This is a genomic window from Microbacterium sp. NPDC076911 (genome assembly GCF_040687125.1).
Classification (GTDB): domain Bacteria; phylum Actinomycetota; class Actinomycetes; order Actinomycetales; family Microbacteriaceae; genus Microbacterium.
Genome location: NZ_JBFBMP010000006.1, coordinates 92,966 through 111,402 on the forward strand (window position 1 = coordinate 92,966; position 18,437 = coordinate 111,402).

At 60.7% G+C, this 18,437-nt stretch carries 14 protein-coding genes; 12 read left to right on the forward strand and 2 right to left on the reverse strand.

From position 1 onward, the window contains the following. Window positions 1-66 precede the first annotated feature (66 nt). Both AB0O81_RS10870 and rpsA read left to right on the forward strand, forming a co-directional pair. Entirely contained in the window at window positions 67-1,593 is a 1,527-nt protein-coding gene (locus AB0O81_RS10870; RefSeq protein ID WP_363584135.1) for an MFS transporter, read from the forward strand. Window positions 1,594-1,789: 196 nt separating this feature from the next. Continuing rightward, entirely contained in the window at window positions 1,790-3,250 is a 1,461-nt protein-coding gene (gene rpsA / locus AB0O81_RS10875) for a 30S ribosomal protein S1 (protein ID WP_337337775.1), read from the forward strand. A 196-nt stretch (window positions 3,251-3,446) separates the two neighbouring features. Here the strand turns inward: rpsA and AB0O81_RS10880 are convergent, their stop codons facing one another. Next, complete coding sequence (locus tag AB0O81_RS10880) at window positions 3,447-4,220, reverse strand: response regulator transcription factor (protein WP_363584137.1); 774 nt, start codon at window positions 4,218-4,220, stop codon at window positions 3,447-3,449. A gap of 403 nt (window positions 4,221-4,623) precedes the next feature. On the opposite strand from AB0O81_RS10880, the gene coaE reads away from it, so the two are divergent. Then, the gene (coaE, locus tag AB0O81_RS10885) at window positions 4,624-5,226 is read left to right on the forward strand and encodes a dephospho-CoA kinase (RefSeq protein ID WP_363584139.1); all 603 of its coding nucleotides are present in this window, start codon (window positions 4,624-4,626) and stop codon (window positions 5,224-5,226) included. Between the two features lie 48 nt (window positions 5,227-5,274). Next, entirely contained in the window at window positions 5,275-7,356 is a 2,082-nt protein-coding gene (gene uvrB, locus AB0O81_RS10890) for an excinuclease ABC subunit UvrB (protein ID WP_363584141.1), read from the forward strand. A gap of 40 nt (window positions 7,357-7,396) precedes the next feature. Here the strand turns inward: uvrB and AB0O81_RS10895 are convergent, their stop codons facing one another. Next, window positions 7,397-7,651: a hypothetical protein gene (locus AB0O81_RS10895; RefSeq protein ID WP_363584144.1), complete on the reverse strand. Its 255-nt coding sequence runs from the start codon at window positions 7,649-7,651 to the stop codon at window positions 7,397-7,399. A gap of 96 nt (window positions 7,652-7,747) precedes the next feature. Here AB0O81_RS10895 and uvrA point away from each other — a divergent pair, with 96 nt between their 5' ends. The 8 genes from uvrA (at window position 7,748) to tpiA (ending at window position 18,368) form a co-directional block, all read left to right on the forward strand. After that, window positions 7,748-10,645: an excinuclease ABC subunit UvrA gene (gene uvrA / locus AB0O81_RS10900; RefSeq protein WP_363584146.1), complete on the forward strand. Its 2,898-nt coding sequence runs from the start codon at window positions 7,748-7,750 to the stop codon at window positions 10,643-10,645. A gap of 2 nt (window positions 10,646-10,647) precedes the next feature. Next, entirely contained in the window at window positions 10,648-12,564 is a 1,917-nt protein-coding gene (uvrC, locus tag AB0O81_RS10905; protein ID WP_363584148.1) for an excinuclease ABC subunit UvrC, read from the forward strand. A 21-nt stretch (window positions 12,565-12,585) separates the two neighbouring features. Then, a complete protein-coding gene (gene rapZ, locus AB0O81_RS10910; protein WP_363584150.1) occupies window positions 12,586-13,467 on the forward strand; it encodes an RNase adapter RapZ in 882 nt (293 codons plus the stop codon). A gap of 57 nt (window positions 13,468-13,524) precedes the next feature. Further along, complete coding sequence (gene whiA / locus AB0O81_RS10915) at window positions 13,525-14,502, forward strand: DNA-binding protein WhiA (protein ID WP_363584152.1); 978 nt, start codon at window positions 13,525-13,527, stop codon at window positions 14,500-14,502. Window positions 14,503-14,622: 120 nt separating this feature from the next. Beyond that, window positions 14,623-15,249: a superoxide dismutase gene (locus AB0O81_RS10920; RefSeq protein ID WP_337337782.1), complete on the forward strand. Its 627-nt coding sequence runs from the start codon at window positions 14,623-14,625 to the stop codon at window positions 15,247-15,249. A 105-nt stretch (window positions 15,250-15,354) separates the two neighbouring features. After that, entirely contained in the window at window positions 15,355-16,365 is a 1,011-nt protein-coding gene (gap, locus tag AB0O81_RS10925; protein ID WP_363584155.1) for a type I glyceraldehyde-3-phosphate dehydrogenase, read from the forward strand. Window positions 16,366-16,374: 9 nt separating this feature from the next. Further along, complete coding sequence (locus AB0O81_RS10930; RefSeq protein WP_363584157.1) at window positions 16,375-17,589, forward strand: phosphoglycerate kinase; 1,215 nt, start codon at window positions 16,375-16,377, stop codon at window positions 17,587-17,589. Continuing rightward, entirely contained in the window at window positions 17,580-18,368 is a 789-nt protein-coding gene (tpiA, locus tag AB0O81_RS10935) for a triose-phosphate isomerase (protein ID WP_363584159.1), read from the forward strand. Before AB0O81_RS10930 ends, tpiA begins: the two co-directional genes overlap by 10 nt. Window positions 18,369-18,437: the final 69 nt, after the last annotated feature.

An 18,437-nucleotide genomic window follows, 5' to 3' on the forward strand; every position in this document is an offset into this window, starting at 1 on the left:
CTACCCGTGTAAACGCTGGGTGTGTGGATCGGCCACCCCTACCCTACGAGGTCTAGCGTGGTCCTAGTGAGCGATGAGATAGCGCGGCACCCCCGCACCAAAAGCGGCACCACCGCACCGGCAGAGACCCGTGAGATCCCGCTACCATCGCATGCGCACCAGTGGCGGGCCTTTTGGGTGTGTGTGTCGGTCGCCGCGCTGACGATCCTCGATCTCACCAAGGTCAACGTTGCGCTCCCATCGATCGAAGACGCGTTTGGTTCAGGCTCGACGGCGCTCGGCTTCATTGTGTCGGGCTACGTGCTGGCCTTCGGTCTCGTGCTGGTGCCGATGGGCCGCTTGGGGGATCAGCGTTCGCGCCGCACTCTGTTCATCGTCGGCCTCAGTCTGTTCACACTGATGAGCTTGGTCTGCGCACTCGCCCCCACGATCGAGATACTGCTGATCGGGCGGTTGGTTCAAGGTATTGCTGCGGGCATACAGATGCCCCAGGTGCTGGGAATCATCCAGGAGCTGTTCCGCGGGGCAGATCGCGGCCGGGCCTTCGGGCGGTTCGGTGCCATCATCGGCATCTCAACTGCGCTCGGCCCGACGATCGGCGGCCTTGCGATTGCTATTGGCGGTGTGGCGGACGGCTGGCGGCTCATCTTCTGGATGAACGTTCCCCTCGGTCTCATCGCGATCGGATTGGCAATCTTCTTGCTGCCGAAGCTGCACAAGCGCACGCGCAAGCCGCTCTCGCTCGATCCGTTTGGCATCGTCTTGTTCGGCCTCGCAGTGTTCTCGCTCATGCTCCCGTTCCTCTTCACTACGGGCTCGCCCGATGACAACCCGCTGCGCTGGTGGCTGCTCGTTGCCTTTGTGCTCTTCGCTGCATCGTTCATCACGTGGGAGCGGCACTATGAGGCATCCGGTCGAGCTCCTCTCATTCCTCTGAAGCTGTTCCGCATTACCTCCTATCGCAACGGCACATTAATCGTCGCGACCTACTTCACCGCCATGCCGTCTATGTTTCTGCTCACCACGCTCTATCTGCAGGGTGGGCTAGACCTTGAGCCGGTTTATGCCGGCATGGTCACGATCGGCTTTGCCCTCGCGAGCGCGGTGACGTCTTGGATCGGAGGGAGTCTCGTCAACAAACTCGGCAGGCCGCTGGTGGTGTGGGGCATTGCCACCGTGCTCGTGTCGCTGGTCGGCCTCGTGGTGATCGCTCTCACAGCCCCTCCTGAGTGGATGCCTTGGCTGATGGCGGCGACAATGACCGTAGGCGGTGTCGGAGGTGGGTTCGTCATCTCGCCGAACCAGACGCTGACTCTCGCTGAGATCCCCGTCAAACAGGGCGGTGTTGCAGGATCAGTGGGCCAACTAGGGCAGCGGATCGGAACGGCCATTGGCACCGCGGTAGCGATCTCGCTGTTCTACGCCACGATTTATCGTGAGTCGGGGTCGCGGCCGGATCTCGTGGTTTTCCACGACGCCTACGCGTTTGGGATGCTGTCAGCCGCTCTCTTTCTCGCGGTCGCTTTCTTAATCGGGCTGATCGATCTGTCATCGCGGCGCAGGGCTCACAGCGGCCGGCAGCAGGCTCGCTGACCGCCGCGCTTCGCTCGCGGCACCGTCAATGAGGTGGGACCCCAGATCTGGCCAGGATTCTGGTAGCCTGAAGTGTCATGCGTATGACCCTTTCGTCGTGCGTGACAATCGCAATCAAATCCATTCGCTTTGCCTCGGGGTATTACTGTGCCCACGGCGAAGCCTGACACCCAAACCCACAAGGACAATCCACTACATGACTACCGCAACGACCGCCCCGGCCACCAAGCAGGTCGCAATCAACGACATCGGATCTGCTGAGGACTTTCTGGCCGCGGTCGAACTGACACTTAAGTTCTTCAACGACGGCGACCTCATCGAAGGAACCGTCGTGAAGATCGACCGCGACGAGGTTCTTCTCGACGTCGGCTACAAGACCGAGGGCGTTATCCCCTCGCGCGAACTTTCCATCAAGCACGACGTCGACCCCAACGAGGTCGTCAAGGTCGGCGACGAGGTCGAAGCCCTTGTTCTCCAGAAGGAAGACAAAGAAGGCCGCCTCATCCTCTCCAAGAAGCGCGCACAGTACGAGCGTGCCTGGGGAGACGTTGAGAAGATCAAGGAGACCGACGGTGTTGTCACTGGTTCGGTTATCGAGGTCGTCAAGGGTGGACTCATCGTCGACATCGGCCTGCGTGGCTTCCTCCCCGCATCGCTGATCGAGCTTCGTCGCGTTCGTGACCTCACGCCGTACCTCGGCCAGGAGATCGAAGCGAAGATCCTCGAGCTCGACAAGAACCGCAACAACGTTGTGCTCTCGCGTCGTGCGCTGCTGGAGCAGACGCAGTCCGAGTCGCGCACCACGTTCCTCAACAACCTCCACAAGGGCCAGGTCCGCAAGGGCACCGTCTCGTCGATCGTCAACTTCGGTGCGTTCGTCGACCTCGGTGGCGTTGATGGTCTCGTTCACGTCTCGGAGCTCTCGTGGAAGCACATTGAGCACGCATCCGAGGTCGTCGAAGTTGGCCAGGAAGTCACCGTCGAGATCCTTGAGGTTGACCTTGACCGTGAGCGCGTTTCGCTCTCGCTGAAGGCAACGCAGGAGGACCCGTGGCAGGTCTTCGCCCGCACCCACGCCATCGGCCAGGTTGCACCGGGCAAGGTCACCAAGCTCGTTCCATTCGGCGCGTTCGTTCGTGTTGCAGACGGCATCGAGGGCCTCGTGCACATCTCGGAGCTTTCGGGCAAGCACGTCGAGCTCGCTGAGCAGGTTGTCTCGGTCGGCGAAGAAGTGTTCGTCAAGATCATCGACATCGATCTCGAGCGCCGCCGCATCTCGCTGTCGCTCAAGCAGGCCAACGAGTCGGTTGACCCCAACGGCACCGAGTTCGACCCGGCTCTCTACGGAATGGTCACGGAATACGACGAGAACGGGGAGTACAAGTACCCCGAGGGCTTCGACGCCGAGACCAACCTCTGGAAGGACGGCTTCGACGAGCAGCGTCTCGCTTGGGAAGCAGAGTACGCCGCTGCCCAGGGTCGCTGGGAAGCGCACAAGGCTGCCGTTGCTAAGGCGATTGAGGCTGAAGCAGCTGCACCCAAGGAGACCAGCACCAGCTCGGCTCCGGCCGGCTTCGCTACCGACAGCAGCTCGGCGGGAACGCTGGCTGATGACGAAGCGCTTGCAGCGCTTCGTGAGAAGCTGTCAGGTCGCTGATTCGACACGTATGAGTTGAAGGGCCGGAACCTCAGGGTTCCGGCCCTTCTTCGTTTATCTGCGACGCGGCGGCAACGCAGATCTCCGGCGTCTTTCGCCATGCCGATGATGCGGTAGCCCCATCGTGCCTTCGTGCGGCACGAGAGAGTCGGCTGCTGGAGCGCCCCGTCTGGGCGGGGCTAAAGTGGCGGCGGAGTCAGTGAGACGAGGGCTCAGGGTGGGTCAGGCGATAGCCCACACCCCTGACTGTCTCTATCCAACGCGGGTTTGCCGGTGACTCGCCGAGTTTGCGGCGAAGGTTGGCGACGTGCACTTCAATGGCGCGCGCGTCGCTCTCACTGACGTATTCCAACCCTGTGAAATTCTCTCCACGAAGCATGAGTGCCAACTCGCTCTTGCTTCGCACTCGCCTTCCTGATGTCAGAAGATCAGCCAGAATGTCGAATTCGCTGCGCGTCAATTCGAGGTCCGATCCGCTCTGCGTCACGACGCGCGTGGATTCATTGAGCACAAGCCCTCGATGCTCATGCACCACGCTCGTTTCGTCAGGCTTGCTCGTAGAAGGCGCCGAACTCGTGACCGCGGCAGAATCGGTGTGTTGACGAGGTCGTCGCAACATTGCGTCGATTCGGGCTCGCAACTCTCTCGGCCGGAATGGCTTGGCGACATAGTCGTCTGCGCCGGCTTCGAGGCCTTGTAGAGCATCGATTTCTTCGGTCCGAGCGCTCAACATCACGATGTAGGTCGAAGACTCCGCTCGGATGCGCTTGGCTGCCTCGAAACCGTCCATTCCGGGCATATTCACGTCCAGAGTGGTGACAAGCGGATTGTGCGTGCGCACGAGCTCTAAGCCGTGCGTAGCATTTGCCGCACCATGAACATCAAATCCGGCCTGCTCGAGCACGGCGGTTAGCAGGGCTCGAATGTCGTCTTCGTCTTCGACAACGACCGCGATGCGCGATTCTTCCACAGAGAAACCCTCCCGTTGCGGCAGGGAAAAGAGTCTTGCCGGAACCTCGGTCATGTTACCCCAGAAGGCTGATTCGAACCTGCCGCGTGTGCCGTTCACCTCGAAGCTCGCTTCGAACGCGTGGCCGGGGCGACGGTATCCCCAAGATAGGTCGCCCCGCCACGCCCACGAATCCGCTCGGGTTGCAGTGCGGGCGTGCAACGCGATCCATCGGTGACGAGTGACACCAGTGCTGTACTGCCAATCTCGGTGGCCATCGTCCGCCTCCCCAGACACGCAGGTGCGGGTTCGTGTGGTTTTTCGGGTTTTTATTACGTTACTGCGGCTTCCTCAGGGCAGCCTCAGGACGAACTAAGGAGACTCCAAGGTTCGCTCTTGTGCCATCTCATGGCATTCTCGTCTCATGGCTTTAGTGGCGCTGACCGGCGGAATCGCATCGGGTAAATCAACGATCGCCCGCTTTCTCAAAGAGCGTGGGTCCGTAATCGTTGATGCCGATCAGATAGTACGAGATGTACAGCAGCCGGGATCGCCAGTGCTCACTCGAATCGCCGAAGAATTCGGTGCTGACATGCTCGGTGTCGATGGAACTCTTGACCGTGCGCGTCTTGCCTCAGTCGTTTTCGGCAACGACGACGCCGTCGCGCGGCTAAATGAGATCGTGCACCCTGCGGTACGGGCCGAGTCGGCGCGCCAATTCGAGGCCGCCTTCGCCCGGAACCCTGACGCGGTCGTGGTCTACGACGTGCCCCTGCTGGCCGAGGCGAGGATCGATGATCCCTGGGATCTCGTGATCGTCGCCCATGCACCTGCGGCAGTGCGGCGCCAACGCCTCATCGCGCAGCGAGGAATGGACGAAGCCGAAGCGGATGCGCGAATCAAGTCGCAGGTGTCAGATGACGCTCGACTGGCAGTTGCCGACGTTGTTGTGGATACCACGGGCACGATCGAGGCAACAGAAGTGCAGGTCGCGCAGGTATGGGATCAGCTGGTCGCAAAACATTGATCAGACTGGAACAGATCCGGTGTCGGTGACCACACGTACGCTTGAGTGATGCAACCTACTCGATCCGTCCGGCCGTTTGAGGTCGTCAGCGAGTTTGAGCCCTCGGGCGATCAGCCAGCAGCGATTGCCGATCTTGCCGGCCGCATCAACGCCGGCGAAACTGATGTTGTTCTGCTGGGTGCCACCGGTACCGGAAAGTCCGCGACCACCGCGTGGCTCGTTGAGGCGGTGCAACGACCCACGCTGGTGCTCGCGCACAACAAGACTCTTGCCGCGCAACTGGCGAATGAGTTTCGCGAGCTGATGCCAAACAACGCGGTGGAGTATTTCGTCAGCTATTACGACTACTACCAACCCGAGGCGTACGTTCCGCAGACTGACACGTTCATCGAGAAAGATTCGTCTGTGAACGCTGAAGTCGAGCGACTTCGGCACTCGACGACGAACTCACTGTTGAGCCGTCGCGACGTGGTCGTGGTGAGCACGGTGTCATGTATTTACGGCCTAGGAGCACCCGAAGAGTACATGCGCGCGATGGTCGCTTTGCAGACCGGCGAGCGCTACGACCGCGATGCACTGATTCGTAAATTCATTGCGATGCAATACAACCGCAACGACGTCGATTTCTCGCGAGGGAACTTCCGCGTGCGTGGCGACACGATCGAGATCATTCCGGTGTACGAGGAGTATGCCATTCGCATCGAGCTCTTCGGTGATGAGATCGAAGCGCTCTACATGCTGCATCCGCTCACAGGCGATGTGATTCAAAAGCTCGACGCCGTGCCAATTTTTCCTGCTTCTCATTACGTGGCTGGCAATGACACCGTGCAGCGAGCGATCGGCACGATTGAAGAAGAGCTGATCGAGCGACTGGCTGATTTAGAGCGGCAGAACAAGCTGCTCGAAGCACAGCGTCTGCGAATGCGGACTTCGTTCGACCTTGAGATGCTGCAACAGCTCGGCTTCTGCTCGGGAATCGAAAACTACTCACGTCACATGGATGGTCGCGCGGCGGGGGAACCTCCCCACACGCTGTTGGACTTTTTTCCCGACGATTTCCTGATGGTGATAGACGAGTCGCACGCCACCGTTCCCCAGATCGGGGCCATGTATGAGGGGGACGCATCGCGAAAGCGCACCCTGGTCGAGCATGGTTTCCGCTTGCCGAGTGCAATGGACAACAGGCCGCTGCGCTGGGACGAATTCAAAGAACGCGTCGGGCAAACCGTCTACCTATCAGCCACGCCGGGTCGCTACGAGATGGGCATCGCCGACGGTGTTGTCGAACAGATCATCAGGCCGACTGGTCTTGTGGATCCCCAGATCATGATCAAACCATCGAAGGGTCAGATCGACGATCTTCTCGAAGAGATCAGGGTGCGTGCACAGCGTGATGAGCGCGTACTCGTGACGACGCTGACCAAGAAGATGGCAGAAGAGCTCACAGACTTCTTGGGCGAGCATGGCGTGCGGGTGCGCTACTTACACTCCGACGTAGACACGTTGCGTCGCGTCGAACTGCTCAGCGAGTTGCGCGCCGGTGTCTACGACGTGCTCGTGGGCATCAACCTGCTTCGTGAAGGCCTCGATCTGCCTGAAGTCTCGTTGGTGTCGATTCTGGATGCTGACAAAGAAGGGTTCTTGCGCAGTGGTACCTCGTTGATTCAGACGATCGGTCGTGCCGCGAGAAACGTTTCGGGTGAAGTGCATATGTATGCCGATCGGGTCACCGACTCGATGGCGAAAGCCATCGAAGAGACAGATCGTCGACGCGAGAAGCAGGTTGCCTACAACCTTGAGCGCGGCATCGACCCGCAGCCGTTGCGGAAGAAGATCGCTGACATCACCGAAGTGCTGGCACGGGAAGCATCCGACACCCAAGAATTGCTCTCGCGCAAGGATGCTGCCCGCACGAAGTCGGGCAAGGGCAAGTCGCCCACGCCGCGGTTGAAGCGCGAGGGAATCGCCGCCGAGGGCGCGCAACAGCTCGAAGCGACGATCGCCGACCTCAGCGATCAGATGTTGGCGGCCGCCAGTGAGCTGAAATTCGAACTCGCTGCTCGTCTGCGCGACGAAGTGCAAGATATGAAGAAGGAATTGCGCGCGATGGAACGCGCGGGTCACGCCTGAGATCGACCGCGGTTGTGGTGCGCTTTCGCGAACACGTGAGTTACGGGCAGAGCATGAGGGGCTTCTCGCGCGATCGGTCGAACGTATGCGCTGTAATGGGCGCACCGCACAACGGGCACGGGCGTTCAGCGCGCTGCGCGCTGCTCGGCGGCGGAGTCTTTTCGTACGGTCCCACCGAAGCAGGTCCACCCACGCGGATCAGCGAGGCGTTGATCCACGCGTACAAGCCACCCGCCGCACGCACGCGTTCTCGAAGCGAAGCGGGCTTCTCAGGGGCAGAATCCGGTTCGCTCATACCCCTCAGTTTAGGAACGATCGCTGGGGTGTAGCACAACACCTGGAGAGCAACGCCATCGACGCCAGTGTCTGAGGCCCCGCCTACACTTGACTGGTGCCTATTGTGCCTGTCGATATCCCCGGAAACACGAGCGGAAAGCTCAGCGTTCGCGGCGCCCGCGTTCATAACCTCAAAGACGTCGACCTCGATATTCCGCGTGATTCGCTCGTCGTCTTCACCGGTCTTTCCGGATCGGGAAAGTCGAGTCTCGCTTTCGACACGATCTTCGCCGAGGGGCAACGTCGCTACGTAGAATCACTCAGCGCGTACGCGCGACAGTTTCTTGGTCAGGTTGATCGACCAGATGTCGACTTCATCGAGGGACTGAGCCCAGCGGTTTCAATCGACCAGAAGTCGACCAACCGCAACCCGCGATCCACTGTGGGAACGATCACCGAGATTCACGACTACATGCGACTGCTGTGGGCGCGCATCGGCGTGCCGCACTGCCCACAGTGCGGTGAAGTCATTCAGCGGCAGACCGTGCAGCAAATCGCCGACCAGCTCATGGAATTGCCAGAGCGCACCCGCTACCAGGTCGTCGCACCGGTTGTCACACAGAAGAAGGGCGAGTTCGTCGACCTCTTCAAAGAGCTCGCAGCCAAAGGATTCGCGCGCGCGGTGGTCGATGGTGATCTCATTCAACTTTCAGAACCCCCAACGCTCAAGAAGAGCTACAAACACGACATCGCCGTAGTGGTCGACCGATTGGTGGCAAGCGGAGACATCCTGAGCAGGGTCACCGACTCCGTCGAGACCGCCCTCAACCTCGCCGGCGGTGTGGTGCAAGTGAATTTTGTGGACGAAGAAGGGGATGCCGCGTGGCAGTCGTTCTCAGAGAAGCTTGCCTGCCCAAACGGGCACCCCTTGCAGCTCACGGAGATTGAGCCGCGCACGTTCTCATTCAACGCACCTTTCGGTGCCTGCCCCACCTGCTCGGGCTTGGGCACGCGCATGTCGGTGGATGTGGAACTGATGCTGGGGGACGAGTCGCTCTCCATCCGCGACGGTGTACTGATTCCGTGGACCACCCAGGGCAAGGGGCTATTCCAGTACTACGAAAGGCTGCTCGAAGGACTCGCTCGCGACCTCAACTTTTCGCTTGACACACCGTGGCAAGACCTGCGCGTCGACGTGCAAGACGCTGTGCTGCGCGGCGAGAACTACAAAGTGACCGTGAAATGGAAGAACCGCTACGGCCGCGAGATGCGCTACGCCTCCGGTTTCGAAGGTGTGGTGCCGTACATCGAGCGCCAATATCTGCAGGCCGAGAGTGACACGCAACGTCAGCGCTGGGCTGCCTATTTGCGTGAAGTGCCATGCTCCGACTGCGACGGTGACCGGCTCAAGCCCGAAGTGCTTGCCGTAAAAGTACACGAACACTCGATCGCCGAGGCATCACGCATGAGCCTCGCCGATGCGCAGGCTTACTTTGCTCAATTGGAACTGACGCCGCGCGAAGCGAAGATCGGCGCTCAGGTGCTACGTGAGATTCGTGCGCGCCTCGATTTCTTGCTTCAGGTGGGGCTGAGCTATCTCAGCCTGAGCCGTGCGGCCGGATCGCTTTCAGGTGGCGAGGCGCAGCGCATTCGATTGGCGACGCAGATCGGATCGGGTTTGACTGGCGTGCTGTACGTGCTCGATGAACCGTCGATCGGCTTGCATCAGCGTGACAACCGCCGCCTGATCGACACGCTCATCAAGCTGCGTGACCTGGGCAACACGCTCATTGTCGTAGAGCACGACGAAGAGACCATTCACGCAGCTGACTGGGTTGTCGACATCGGGCCACGTGCGGGCGTTGATGGTGGCTATGTGGTGCATTCCGGCCCGCTGGCAGAGTTGCTTGAAGATCCCGAGTCGATCACGGGGGACTACCTCGCAGGTCGTCGCTCGATCCCTACCCCTAAGAAGCGGCGCAAGATCGACAAGCAACGCCAGATCTCGGTCGTCGGCGCACGAGAGAACAACCTTCGTGACGTTACGGTGAACTTCCCGCTGGGCGTGCTCACAGCGGTGACCGGGGTGAGCGGCTCGGGCAAGTCGTCGCTGGTCAATGGAATCCTCTACGAAGTGCTCGCGAACCGCCTGAACGGTGCCCGCCGCGTTGCGGGCAAGCACACACGTGTCACTGGTCTCGACAATCTCGACAAAGTCGTTCACGTGGATCAGGCGCCCATTGGACGCACGCCACGATCGAATCCCGCTACCTACACCGGCGTTTTCGACCGGGTTCGCACGCTGTTCAGCGAGACGCCCGAAGCGAAGGTGCGCGGCTACCAGCCAGGACGCTTCAGCTTCAATGTCAAGGGCGGGCGCTGTGACGCATGCTCGGGTGACGGCACCATCAAGATCGAGATGAATTTCTTGCCCGATGTGTACGTCGATTGCGAAGTCTGCCATGGCAAGCGCTACAACCGCGACACCCTGTCGGTGCACTACAAGGGCAAGAACATCGCCGAAGTGCTCGAGATGCCGATTGCAGAAGCAGCCGAATTCTTCGAACCAATTCAAGCGATTCACCGCTATTTGAAGACGCTTGTCGATGTCGGGCTGGGGTACGTGCGACTCGGCCAGTCGGCAACCACTCTTTCCGGTGGCGAAGCGCAGCGAGTCAAGCTCGCGACCGAACTGCAGCGTCGATCCAACGGTCGCAGCATATACGTGCTTGACGAGCCCACCACGGGACTTCATTTCGAAGACGTCGCTCGGTTGCTTGAGGTCTTGAACAGCCTCGTAGACAAGGGCAACACCGTGATCGTGATCGAGCACAGCCTTGACGTCATCAAGTCAGCCGACTGGGTGATCGATCTTGGTCCCGAGGGCGGCTCCGGTGGAGGTCAAATCGTAGCTACTGGCACTCCCGAGCAGGTTTCGCGTGTCGAAGCTAGCCATACTGGTTCGTTCTTGGCGGAGGTGCTCGGCACGGTGCCCGCCCGCAAGGCTGGCTAGCCGTGGCATCCACTGGCCGAACTTCTCGTCCAGAGCTTGCGTATAAGCCGAAGCAGGGCGAGATTCCCACAAATCCGGGGGTCTATCGGTTTCGCGATGCCGAAGGGCGAGTGCTGTACGTCGGCAAAGCGAAGAACCTCCGCTCGAGACTGTCGAACTACTTCGCGCCGCTGCACACCCTGCACGAGCGCACTCGACGGATGGTCACGACGGCGGCGTCGGTCGAGTGGACCGTCGTTGATAGCGACGTTGATTCACTGCAGCTTGAGTACATGTGGATCAAGGAGTTCGATCCGCCGTTCAACGTGCGCTACAAAGACGACAAATCGTATCCCTTCATGGCGATCACCCTCGCTGATGAAGCGCCGCGCGTGATTGTCACCCGCAACCGGCGCATCGCTGGGGCGCGTTACTTCGGTCCGTACCCGAAGGTGTGGGCGGTGCACGACACCATCGACTTGATGATCAAGGTCTTTCCGATTCGCACCTGCAGCGATGCGTCGTACAAGAAAGCTATGGCCACCGGTCGGCCGTGTTTCCCCGGACAGATTGGCCGATGCGGTGGGCCCTGCTCGGGCAGAGTGAGCGTTGAAGAGCACCGTGCGATCGTCAACGACTTCATGGCGTTCATGTCAGGTGGCGACCAGAGATTTGCCAAAGAGCTGACGACTCGAATGCGTGAGTCATCGGCGGCGATGGACTACGAAGCAGCCGCGCGCTATCGCGACCGGCTGCAGGCGATCGACGCCGTGCTCAGCAAGAGTGCGCTTGTGCTCGACGACGATATCGACGTCGACCTGTTCGGTATTGCCGAAGACGAACTTGCGGCGGCTGTGCAGCATTTCGTGATCAGAGGCGGGCGGGTGCGCGCAGTGCGCGCCACGACGATCGAAAAAGAACTCGATATCAGCGGCGGTGAGTTGGTCGACCAGATTCTGCAGCGCACGTACGGCAATGCTCGCGGGGGAGAGGTTCCGCGTCAGGTGCTTGTGCCGGCGCTTCCCGATGACACGGGCGAGCTCGAGCAGTGGCTTCAAGAGCGCCGCGGCAAGAAAGTCACTATTCAGGTCGCGCAACGTGGGCAGAAGGCTGATCTGATGCGCACTGCAGCGTTGAACGCGCGGCAGGCACTGATGATTCACAAAACTCGCCGCACGAGCGACTACGTGGCTCGCACTCAAGGGCTCACCGACCTGCAGAATGCTCTGGAGCTGGCAGACGCACCGCTGCGAATTGAATGCTACGACGTCTCGCACTTGAGCGGAACAAATGTCGTCGCATCGATGGTTGTGTTCGAAGACGGCCTGCCACGTAAAGATCAGTACCGTTCGTTCTCGATTGCCGAGACCACAGACGACACCGATTCCATCGGTCAGGTGCTGACGAGGCGACTCGCCTATCTTGATCGTCCCGAGCCTGAGACAGCTGTAGAAACCGTCAATGAAGACGGTACGGTCGTGACCGAACGCAGAAAGCCCCGCTTTGCCTATCCACCGCAGTTGCTTGTTGTCGATGGTGGTCAGCCTCAGGTCGCTGCTGCTGCACGTGCCCTAAAAGAAGCAGGGCACGAAGAGATTGCTCTGTGTGGCATTGCCAAACGGCTGGAGGAGGTCTGGCTGCCGGGTGAAGAATACCCGGTCATCTTGCCGCGGACCTCAGAAGCCCTCTATCTACTTCAGCGTCTGCGTGACGAGGCGCACCGGTTTGCCATCACGCATCAGCGCAAGCGCCGACGCCGAGACATCCAAAGCGTGCTGGCAGAGGTGCCGGGGCTTGGCGAGGCCCGCATAAAAGCGCTGTTGCGTCACTTTGGGTCGGTCGCGGCACTCAAGCGCGCCTCGGAGGAAGAGATTGTCGCACTGCCTGGAATCGGACCATCACTCGCCTCCGCGATTCATACCCATCTGACAGATGGGTAGGGTGGTTGCCATGAGGCGCGTATGACTGAAACAAGGCGACAAGACGCGGGCGAAGTACTCATTGTGACTGGCATGTCTGGTGCCGGCCGTTCGACAGCGGCGAACGCGCTTGAAGATCTCGGTTGGTATGTGGTCGACAACCTGCCGCCTCAGATGATGCGCCCGCTTATGGACCTCACAGAGCTTGCTGGCGGAGCGCTGCCACGAGTGGCTGTGGTCGTCGATGTACGCGGTCGCGATCTGTTCGCAGAGCTGCCAGCCGCGCTGGAGGCTTTGCGCGAGCGTCGACAGACACGAATGATGTTCTTGGATGCTTCCGACGAGGTGCTGGTGCGCCGATTCGAGTCGGTACGCCGTCCGCATCCCCTCCAGGGGGACGGCACGATCGTCGATGGAATTCACCGGGAACGCGAAGTGCTCGCACCGATGCGTGAGAGTGCCGACGTCATTATCGACACATCGTCGCGCAACATTCATCAGCTTTCCACTGAGGTCGCCGAACTCTTCACTATGAAGGGGGCTGCGAGGCACACGGTCACTATTTTGAGTTTCGGCTTCAAATACGGGATGCCACCAGATGCAGATATGGTCGCTGACATGCGGTTTCTGCCGAACCCGTTCTGGACCGAGTCGTTGCGCTCGCTCACAGGCAAAGACGACACGGTGCGTGAGTTTGTGATGGCGCAAACGGGTGCGGAAGAGTTCATCGATGCGTACGCGCAAGCACTACGTCCCGTGCTCGACGGCTACCAGCGTGAAAACAAGCGTCACTCTGTGGTTGCTATTGGCTGCACCGGCGGTAAGCACCGCTCTGTCGTCATGGCGCGACAGCTGGCTGCCCGTTTGGATTCGGTTCCCGATGTGACGGTCCGGGTGAAGGATCGCGATCTGGGGCGCGAATGAGCCGCTGCGCGAGTAGGCTGGACGATCGTCCCTAAGACTGAAACGCAAGGAGATCCGTTGTCGTTGACCGCTGATGTAAAGGCTGAGCTGATTAGCGTGCGAGACCCGCGCCCCACAGCTCGGGTTGCGGAGCTCACCGCGTTGCTCCGTTTCTCTGGCGGACTCCATTCCATCGCGAATCGGGTGGCGGTCGAGGCGGAGCTTGACTCTGACGTGCTGGCCCGCCGTACCGCTCGGGAGCTCGTTGAGCTTTACGGTGTTCGTCCTGAATTGGTTCTCGTGCAGGGATCTGGCGGTCGTGTGGGTAGTTCTTACGCGGTTCGTGTCATCGAGGGCGGCGAAACCTTGGCGCGTCAGACCGGGCTTCTCGACCAGCGCCGACGTCCCGTGCGCGGCCTTCCCAACAAGCTCACCACAGGGTCGCGGGGAGACCTGACTGCCGTATGGCGCGGTGCGTTTCTCGCGGCAGGCTCGCTGAGCGACCCTGGCCGCTCGGCAGCGCTTGAAATCACTTGCCCCTCGTCGGAAGCTGCAATGGCTCTCGTGGGCGCAGGCCACCGCATCGGTGTTGCGGCAAAAGCGCGAGAGGTGCGCGCGGTGCCGCGCGTAGTAGTGCGCGAAGCTGAAGCCATTCGTGCAGCCCTATCGGCGATGGGCGCTGAGCACGCAGCAAGTCAATGGGATCAACTTCGTCAGCGCCGCGAGGTGCGAGCTGGCGTGAACCGCCTAGTGAACTTCGATGATGCCAATCTGCGCCGCTCTGCACAGGCCGCGGTCGCCGCGTGCGCGCGCGTTGAGCGAGCTATGGAGATTCTGGGCGACGATATCCCTGACCACCTGCGCGAGGCTGGCGATCTGCGCCTCGCACACCGCGATGCGAGCCTCGACGAACTCGGCCATCACGCCGACCCGCCACTTACCAAAGACGCCGTCGCGGGCCGCATCCGCCGGCTCCTAGCGATGGCTGACAAGAAAGCCGACGCCGAAGGTCTGCCTGGCACCGAATCTGCTGTGCCCGCAGGTATCGAAGACTGATCCATCACATGTGACGAAGTATCGCAACCCCTGCCAGTCGGGCTGCGCGCGTCACTAGGATGGAACCGACACCCCGCCGCGTCCGGGAGTTTCGGCGCGGCATCGATCGGAAGAGAGAACATGGCCTCCTACACGTTGCCCGAGCTCACCTATGACTACTCCGCGCTCGCGCCGCACATCAGCGCGTCGATCATGGAGTTGCATCACTCGAAGCACCACCAGGCGTACGTAACCGGCGCAAACACCGCACTGGAGCAGCTCGCTGAAGCCCGCGAAAGCGGCAACTTCGCTTACGTCAACAAACTAGAGAAGGACCTCGCCTTCAACCTAGGCGGGCACACCAACCACTCGATTTTCTGGACCAACCTCTCGCCAAACGGTGGCGACAAGCCCACCGGCGACCTGGCCTCGGCGATCGATGACCACTTCGGCTCATTCGACAAGTTCCAGGCTCACTTCACCGCGGCCGCATTGGGCGTTCAAGGTTCAGGCTGGGCGGGCCTGTTTTGGGACTCGATCGGCGAGAACCTGATCATCCAGCAGTTCTTCGATCAGCAGTCCCAGTTTGCTGCTGGTTCGGTGCCGCTGCTGCTCCTCGACGTTTGGGAGCACGCCTACTACCTCGACTACAAGAACGTGCGAGCCGACTACGTCAAGGCCTTCTGGAACATCGCTGACTGGGGCAACGTTCAGTCACGCTTCACTACAGCCCGCGAGAAGACTGCAGGCCTGCTGGTACTGTCGTAGCAAGCGTGGGCGTCCCGGCGGGTATGCCTGCCGGGACGCCGATGTCCATAGTCTGAATCGCACTAAACCGCGCACACGCGCACGACACATCTCAGGAGAGAATCCGTGGCTGTCAAGATCGGTATCAATGGCTTCGGCCGAATCGGACGTAACTACCTCCGCGCGGCTCTCGCGCAGGGGGCAGACATAGAAATCGTTGCGGTGAACGACCTCACCGACAACAAGTCGCTTGCGCACTTGCTCAAGTACGACTCCGTCGGAGGCCCACTGTCGCAGGACGTCTCGTACGATGGTGACTCGATCACCGTCGGCGACACCAAGATCAAGGTCTTCGAAGAGCGCGACCCGGCCAACCTCCCTTGGGGCGAGCTGGGCGTTGACATCGTTATCGAGTCGACGGGTCGCTTCACCAAGGCAGAAGACGCTAAGAAGCACATTGCGGGCGGCGCTAAGAAGGTTCTGATCTCGGCACCGGCCACCGGTGACGACGTCACGATCGTCATGGGCGTGAACGAGGGCGACTACAACCCCGAGACTGACGTCATCATCTCGAACGCTTCGTGCACCACGAACTGCCTCGCACCCCTCGCGAAGGTCTTCAACGACGCGTTCGGTATCGAGCGCGGCTTCATGATGACCGCTCACGCGTACACCGCCGACCAGAACCTGCAGGACGGCCCCCACGGCGACCTTCGCCGTGCACGTGGCGCAGCGATCAACATCGTCCCGGCTTCGACCGGAGCGGCAAAAGCTATCGGGCATGTGCTGCCCGAGCTCAACGGCAAGTTGAGCGGTTCTTCGTACCGCGTTCCCGTGCCCACCGGCTCGATTGTCGACCTTACGATCGTGACCCCCACTGACGGACTGACTGCCGAGCAGATCAACGCCGTCTACAAGGATGCTGCCGCTTCTGGTGCCCTCGCCGGATTCTTGCAGTACACCGAAGACCCGATCGTGTCCAGCGACATTCAGGGCAACCCGCACTCGTCGATCTTCGACTCGGAGCTCACGAACGTCAGCGGCAACCTGGTGAAGGTGTCGGCTTGGTACGACAACGAGTGGGGCTACTCCAACCGTCTCGTCGACCTGACCGAGTACGTTGCTGAGACGCTCTAAGCGATAACCATGCCACTGCGCACCCAAGAATCGCTCGGGTCGCTCGCAGGCAAGCGCGTCATCGTCCGTTGTGACCTCAATGTTCCCTTGCGGGATGGGGATATCACGGACGATGGCCGCGTGCGGGCCTCTCTTCCCACGCTGAACGCTCTGATCAATCAGGGCGCTCGGCTGGTCATCTGCTCGCATCTCGGCCGGCCGGCTGGCGCACCCGACGAGAAGTACTCTCTCGCACCGGTGGCGCAGCGGCTTTCAGAATTGCTGGGTAAGCCCGTCGCTTTTGCTCGCGACACCGTCGGTGAATCTGCCCATGACGCAGTTGCCGCCCTCGAAGGCGGTGAAGTTGCAGTTATCGAGAATCTCCGTTTCAACGCAGGCGAAACGGCTAAGGATGACGCAGAACGTCACGCTTTCGCTGAGCAGCTCGCTGAGCTCGGGGATGCCCTCGTATCCGATGGCTTCGGTGTTGTGCACCGCAAGCAGGCATCGGTGTACGAGCTCGCCGAAATCCTGCCCTCCGCAGCGGGATTGCTTATCGCCAAAGAGCTCGATGTTCTCGACCGGCTTACTGAGAACCCTGAGGCGCCGTACACGGTGGTCCTCGGTGGATCGAAGGTCAGCGACAAGCTCGGCGTGATCGCCCACCTGCTACCGCGGGTGCAGAAGATCTGTGTCGGTGGCGGAATGATGTTCACGTTCCTTGCTGCCCAGGGTTACAAGGTCGGCAAGAGTCTTCTCGAAGAAGACCAGCTCGACACCGTTCGGGGATACATTGAGACGGCCAAAGAACTGGGCGTCGAACTTATCCTTCCCGTGGACGCAGTCGTTGCGGCATCGTTTGCTGCAGACGCCGCGTACGAGGTTGCCCCGGCAGACGAACTTGAGAACACGCCGTTCGGCGCAGACGGACTGGGACTTGATATCGGGCCGCAGACGGCTGAGCTGTTTGCTGTCGCGATTCGCGAGTCGAACACGGTCTTCTGGAACGGCCCGATGGGCGTGTTTGAGATGTCAGCATTTGCGGCCGGAACTAAGACCGTGGCCAAGGCCCTCACCGAGGTCGGTGGCCTGTCGGTCGTCGGCGGCGGCGATTCGGCTGCCGCGGTTCGTCAACTTGGCTTCTCCGATGACCAGTTCGGTCACATCTCGACGGGCGGCGGCGCAAGCCTCGAGTTCCTCGAGGGTAAGAAGCTCCCCGGACTGGAGGTCCTCGGATGGCAGTAGCAAGAACCCCGCTTATCGCGGGTAACTGGAAGATGAACCTCGACCACCTGCAGGCGGTTGCGTTCGTACAGAAGTTGCACTGGACGTTGAAGGACGCCGCGCACGAAGACGGTTCGGTTGAGGTAGCGGTCTTCCCGCCCTTCACCGACATCCGCACCGTCCAGACGCTCATCGACGCAGACAAGATTCCGTTTGCGCTCGGCGCGCAAGACATCTCGTCACACGACTCGGGCGCGTACACCGGAGAAATTTCGGGCGCGTTTTTGTCAAAGCTCTCGTGTGGCTATGTCATCATCGGTCACTCCGAACGACGCGAGTATCACGCCGAGTCTGACGAGGTCGTTGCCGCCAAGGTTCAGGCAGCACTGCGTCATGGTGTCGTGCCGGTGATCTGCGTCGGAGAAACAGCTGAAGACCTCGAGAAGTTCGGTGCCAGCGCGGTCCCGGCGGGACAGCTCGAAGTGGCACTTTCTGGTGTCGCCGCAGACGCTGAAATCGTGGTTGCGTACGAACCCGTATGGGCGATCGGCTCGGGCCAGGCTGCAACTCCGCAGCAGGCTCAAGACGTCTGTGCCAAACTGCGCGAAGTCATCTCGAGTAAAATGGGTGCGGACGCTGCGGCGAAGACCCGCGTTCTTTACGGCGGTTCTGTGAAGTCCGCAAACATCGCGAGCTTTATGCGCGAGCCTGATGTTGACGGTGCTCTCGTGGGCGGGGCGAGCCTCGTCGCAGACGAGTTCGCCGCGATCATTCGGTTCCAAAAACACGTCGGCGTATGACTTATGACGAGGGATGCTGCGGGTCTTCCGTAGCATCCCTCGTCTCGTCGTATACTTGACCCTTGTGCG

Excerpts from the sequence above, each read along its gene's own strand:
- rpsA (WP_337337775.1), top strand. The coding sequence starts at position 1,790 with ATGACTACCGCAACGACCGCCCCGGCCACCAAGCAGGTCGCAATCAAC.
- coaE (WP_363584139.1), top strand. The coding sequence starts at position 4,624 with ATGGCTTTAGTGGCGCTGACCGGCGGAATCGCATCGGGTAAATCAACG.
- uvrB (WP_363584141.1), top strand. The coding sequence starts at position 5,275 with ATGCAACCTACTCGATCCGTCCGGCCGTTTGAGGTCGTCAGCGAGTTT.
- AB0O81_RS10895 (WP_363584144.1), bottom strand. The coding sequence starts at position 7,651 with ATGAGCGAACCGGATTCTGCCCCTGAGAAGCCCGCTTCGCTTCGAGAA.
- rapZ (WP_363584150.1), top strand. The coding sequence starts at position 12,586 with ATGACTGAAACAAGGCGACAAGACGCGGGCGAAGTACTCATTGTGACT.
- AB0O81_RS10920 (WP_337337782.1), top strand. The coding sequence starts at position 14,623 with ATGGCCTCCTACACGTTGCCCGAGCTCACCTATGACTACTCCGCGCTC.
- AB0O81_RS10930 (WP_363584157.1), top strand. The coding sequence starts at position 16,375 with ATGCCACTGCGCACCCAAGAATCGCTCGGGTCGCTCGCAGGCAAGCGC.
- tpiA (WP_363584159.1), top strand. The coding sequence starts at position 17,580 with ATGGCAGTAGCAAGAACCCCGCTTATCGCGGGTAACTGGAAGATGAAC.